The 4,507-nt window shown below is 72.9% G+C and carries 5 protein-coding genes; 3 read left to right on the forward strand and 2 right to left on the reverse strand.

Features of this window, described 5'->3' with window-relative positions:
* A partial coding sequence (locus H5J30_RS18770) for a 4-hydroxy-3-methylbut-2-enyl diphosphate reductase (RefSeq protein ID WP_181788575.1) occupies nucleotides 1-960 on the reverse strand: 960 nt, incomplete at its 3' end.
* Between the two features lie 106 nt (nucleotides 961-1,066).
* On the opposite strand from H5J30_RS18770, the gene xseA reads away from it, so the two are divergent.
* Both xseA and H5J30_RS18780 read left to right on the forward strand, forming a co-directional pair.
* Nucleotides 1,067-2,278: an exodeoxyribonuclease VII large subunit gene (gene xseA / locus H5J30_RS18775; protein ID WP_181788576.1), complete on the forward strand. Its 1,212-nt coding sequence runs from the start codon at nucleotides 1,067-1,069 to the stop codon at nucleotides 2,276-2,278.
* Between the two features lie 21 nt (nucleotides 2,279-2,299).
* On the forward strand, nucleotides 2,300-2,584 hold the full coding sequence (locus tag H5J30_RS18780) for an exodeoxyribonuclease VII small subunit (protein ID WP_181788577.1): 285 nt from the start codon (nucleotides 2,300-2,302) through the stop codon (nucleotides 2,582-2,584).
* 191 nt (nucleotides 2,585-2,775) lie between these two features.
* On the opposite strand, the gene H5J30_RS18785 is transcribed toward H5J30_RS18780, so the two are convergent.
* Nucleotides 2,776-3,303: a DUF4245 domain-containing protein gene (locus H5J30_RS18785; RefSeq protein WP_309505567.1), complete on the reverse strand. Its 528-nt coding sequence runs from the start codon at nucleotides 3,301-3,303 to the stop codon at nucleotides 2,776-2,778.
* A gap of 180 nt (nucleotides 3,304-3,483) precedes the next feature.
* Between H5J30_RS18785 and glpX the strand changes: the two genes are divergently transcribed.
* A partial coding sequence (gene glpX / locus H5J30_RS18790; protein WP_181788578.1) for a class II fructose-bisphosphatase occupies nucleotides 3,484-4,507 on the forward strand: 1,024 nt, incomplete at its 3' end.

Consider the following 4,507-nt stretch of genomic DNA (forward strand, 5'->3'; position numbering starts at 1 on the left):
CAGGTCGCGGCGGAGCTCCTTCGGCAAGGAGAAGGTGATCCGCTCGTCCACCGGCTGCACCAGTTCCACGTCCGCGTAGCCCCGCTCGGCGAGCCACTCCAGCACGCCGTCGACGAGTACCTCCGGCACGGACGCGCCCGACGTCACGCCCACCGTCGTCACGCCGTCCAGCCACGCCTCGTCGATCTCCTCGGCCCCGTCGATCAGGTACGACGCCTCGGCGCCCGCGTCGAGGGCGACATCGACCAGCCGCTGCGAGTTGGACGAGTTCTGCGAGCCGACCACGATCACGAGGTCCGACTCCGCGCCCACCAGCTTCACCGCGACCTGCCGGTTCTGCGTCGCGTAGCAGATGTCGTCGCTCGGCGGGTCCAGCAGGTTCGGGAAGCGGCCCTTGAGCCGGTCGACCGTCTCCATCGTCTCGTCCACCGACAGCGTGGTCTGCGACAGCCAGACGACCTTGTCGGGGTCGCGCACCTCGATCCGGTCCGCGCCCTCCGGGCCGTCGACGAGCTGGATGTGCTCCGGCGCCTCGCCCGACGTGCCGACGACCTCCTCGTGGCCCTCGTGGCCGATGAGCAGGATGTCGAAGTCGTCCTTGGCGAACCGGACGGCCTCCTTGTGCACCTTCGTCACCAGCGGGCAGGTCGCGTCGATCGAGGCGAGCCGCCCCTGCTTCGCCTCGTCGTGGACGACGGGGGCGACGCCGTGCGCGGAGAAGATCACGATGTTGCCGGGAGGCACCTCGGCGGTCTCCTCGACGAAGATCGCGCCCTTGCGCTCCAGCGTCTTGACGACGTACTTGTTGTGCACGATCTCGTGCCGCACGTACACCGGTGCGCCGTACTGCTCAAGCGCCTGCTCGACCGCGATCACCGCCCGGTCGACGCCGGCGCAGTAGCCCCGGGGAGCGGCGAGGAGGACGCGGCGGGCGGGCTGCGGAGCGCTCGAAGCAGTCATACCGCCATGGTACGGAACACCCCGTGCGCGGTTCGAGGGCGCGGCGGCCCGCGACCCGTCCGCCGGAGCCGCCCGGGTGTCGTACCCCGCCGTTAGGCTCGGGGCCATGGCGGTGAACACGGCAGAGACGCCCATGCCCGTCGGGGTGGTCTCGCGGAAGATCGGCGGCTGGATCGACCGGCTCGGCGCGCTGTGGGTGGAGGGGCAGATCACCCAGCTGTCGCGGCGACCGGGCGCAGGCGTGGTCTTCATGACGCTGCGCGACCCGGCGCAGGAGGTCTCCCTGACGGTGACGTGCTTCCGCGACGTGTTCGACAAGGTGGCCGATGTCATACAGGAAGGCGCCCGCGTCGTCGTCTTCGCCAAGCCGGTCTGGTACGCGCCGAGCGGCCAGCTCTCGCTGCGCGCCGCCGAGATCCGCCCGGTGGGCGTCGGCGAACTGCTCGTGCGGCTGGAGCGGTTGAAGAAGGCGCTGGCCGCCGAGGGGCTGTTCGCGCCGGAGCGCAAGAAGCCGCTGCCGTTCCTGCCGCGCCGCATCGGGCTGGTGACGGGTCGGGCGTCGGCGGCGGAGCGGGACGTGCTGGAGACGGCGCGGCACCGGTGGCCCGCGGTGCGCTTCGAGGTGCGGCCGGTGGCGGTGCAGGGGGTGCACGCGGTGCCGCAGATCGTCAAGGCCGTGCAGGAGTTGGACGGCCTGCCGGAGGTGGACGTCATCATCGTCGCGCGGGGCGGCGGCAGCGTGGAGGACCTGCTGCCGTTCTCGGACGAGCAGCTCGTACGGGCCGTGGCCGCGTGCCGTACACCGGTGGTCTCCGCGATCGGCCACGAGCCGGACAACCCCCTGCTGGACCACGTGGCGGACCTCCGTTCCCGCACGCCGACGCACGCCGCCAAGGACGCCGTGCCGGACGTCGGCGAGGAGCACGTGCGCATAGAGCAGCTCCGGCAGCGCGCGCTGCGGGTGCTGACGGGGGTGCTGGACCGCGAGGAGCGCGGGCTCGCGGCGTGGCTGAGCAGGCCGGCGATGGCCGAGCCGTACGGGATCGTGGACGAGCGCGCGGAGGTCGTGGACGCGGTGCTCGCGCGCGGGCGGCGCACGCTGGCGCATCTGCTGGACCGCGCGGACTCCGAGCTGGAGCACACCCGCGCCCGGGTCGTCGCCCTCTCCCCCGCCTCCACGCTGAAGCGCGGCTACGCGGTGCTCCAGCGGCAGGACGGCGCGGCGGTGCGCGCGGCGGGCGAGGTGAGCGAGGGCGAGGAGCTGCGCGCCCGGGTCGCCGACGGGGAGTTCGGTGTCACGGTCGGCCCGGTGTCGTAGGCGGGTCCTAAGGTGGGGGCCATGGCAGAGACGAAGGACCGGGGGACTCTCGGCTACGAGCAGGCGCGGGACGAGCTGATGGAGGTCGTGCGCCGGCTGGAGTCCGGCGGTTCGACCCTGGAGGAGTCCCTGGCGCTCTGGGAGCGCGGGGAGGAGCTGGCCCGGATCTGCCGGCAGTGGCTCGACGGCGCCCGCGAGCGGCTCGACGCGGCGCTGGCGGCGGAGTCGGAGGACGGGACCGGCGGGGCCGAGGGGGACAAGACAGCCGAGGGGCACGAGGGGGCCGGAGAAGCGGAAGAGGGCTAGGAGGGGGCGGAGTTGGGCGCCTCGGAGCATCGGAGCCGAGTGCGCTTCGACCGCGGGCGCTGAGGGCCCGGGACCGTACGGGCCGAAGGGCCCCGCCAGCGGCGTCGTTCGCGCGGGTCCCGGTCGCGTGGCTCAGGCGGGCCGCTCACCGCTCCTTCGTACGGACCTGCTCGGGGTTCCCCGGCGCCCGCTCACTTCTCCCGCAGCGCCGACGCCATCCGCTCCATCTGCTGCACGCTTCCCGTGCCGGTGACCACGGTCGTCACGCCGTCGCCCTTGTTCACCAGCGCGTCGTACGCCTTGCCCCGGTAGTGCGCCCACTCCTCGCCGGCCACCTGCCGGCTCTCGCCGGTGGGCCGGGCCTGCTGGGTGACCTTGCGGATGAAGGCGTCGGCCTTCTTGCTCCCCTGCTCCACCGCCACGTACTCGTCGTCGGGCGTGACGAAGCCCAGGTGCCACGTCGTGCCGTGGTCGCCGGTCCCGCGGTACGTCACGGAGTTGGCCCGCCAGTCGTCCGGCAGCCCCACCGGCGCGGCGACCGGGAACGGTGCGGCGCGGCGGGCCTGGCCCAGCTCCTGGTCGTAGGCGACGGCCGCCATCTCGTTGCCGTCGCCCTCGCGCGGGAGGACGCCCCAGTAGACGATGAGGGACACCCCGCAGGTGACCGTCAGCGCGCCCACCAGATTGCGCACCGTCCGCATGCTGTTCCTGTCTGCCACCCCTCCATCGTCCCTCATCACGGAGTGATCTCTTCCCCGGGGTGCGGGCGCCCTGCCCGGACGGGACGGACCGACCCGCTCATCCGAGGGGCGGTGTGCTCATAATGGCGATAAACGGATAGGCTCTGACCGCCCCCTCCCACCACTCCGGCCGTCGACCGAGCGGAAAGGTCCTCACGGATGCCGCAGTCCCATGAGACGCCCCACCACCTCCCCGAGCAACTGGAGGTGGCCCCCGAGGCCCCCGACCGCAACCTCGCCCTGGAGCTGGTCCGGGTCACCGAGGCCGGCGCGATGGCCTCCGGCCGCTGGGTCGGCCGCGGCGACAAGAACGGCGCCGACGGCGCCGCCGTACGCGCGATGCGCACCCTGGTCAGCACCGTCTCGATGAACGGCGTCGTCGTCATCGGCGAGGGCGAGAAGGACCACGCGCCGATGCTCTTCAACGGCGAGCGCGTCGGCGACGGCACCGGCCCCGAGTGCGACGTGGCCGTCGACCCGGTCGACGGCACCACGCTCACCGCCAAGGGGATGGGCAACGCCGTCTCCGTGCTCGCCGTCGCCGAGCGGGGCTGCATGTTCGACCCGTCCGCGGTCTTCTACATGGACAAGCTCGCGACCGGCCCCGAGGCCGCCGAGTACGTCGACATCAACGCGCCCGTCGCGGTCAACATCCGCCGCGTCGCCAAGGCCAAGGGCGGCACCACGGGGGACGTCACCGTCTGCGTACTGGACCGGCCGCGTCACGACGGGCTGGTCCAGGAGGTCCGCGAGGCCGGGGCGCGGATCAAGTTCATCTCGGACGGCGACGTCGCCGGCGCCATCATGACCGCCCGCGACGGCACCGGCGTCGATCTGCTGCTGGGCGTCGGCGGCACCCCGGAGGCCGTCATCGCGGCCTGCGCGATGAAGTGCCTGGGCGGTACGTTCCAGGGCCGGCTGTGGCCGCGGGACGACGCGGAGCGGCAGCGGGCGCTCGACGCGGGGCACGACCTGGACCGTACGCTCCTGATCGACGACCTGGTGCGCGGCGAGAACGTGTTCTTCGTCGCCACCGGGATCACGGACGGGGAGCTGCTGCGCGGCGTGCGCTACCGCGCGGACCGGGCGTTCACGCAGTCGCTGGTGATGCGGTCGAAGAGCGGCACGATCCGGCAGATCGAGTCGGAGCACCGGCTGTCGAAGCTGCGCGCGTACAGCTCGG

This window comes from Streptomyces phytophilus (assembly GCF_013870535.1).
GTDB lineage: Bacteria > Actinomycetota > Actinomycetes > Streptomycetales > Streptomycetaceae > Streptomyces > Streptomyces phytophilus.

Excerpts from the sequence above, each read along its gene's own strand:
- H5J30_RS18780 (WP_181788577.1), top strand. The coding sequence starts at position 2,300 with ATGGCAGAGACGAAGGACCGGGGGACTCTCGGCTACGAGCAGGCGCGG.
- xseA (WP_181788576.1), top strand. The coding sequence starts at position 1,067 with ATGGCGGTGAACACGGCAGAGACGCCCATGCCCGTCGGGGTGGTCTCG.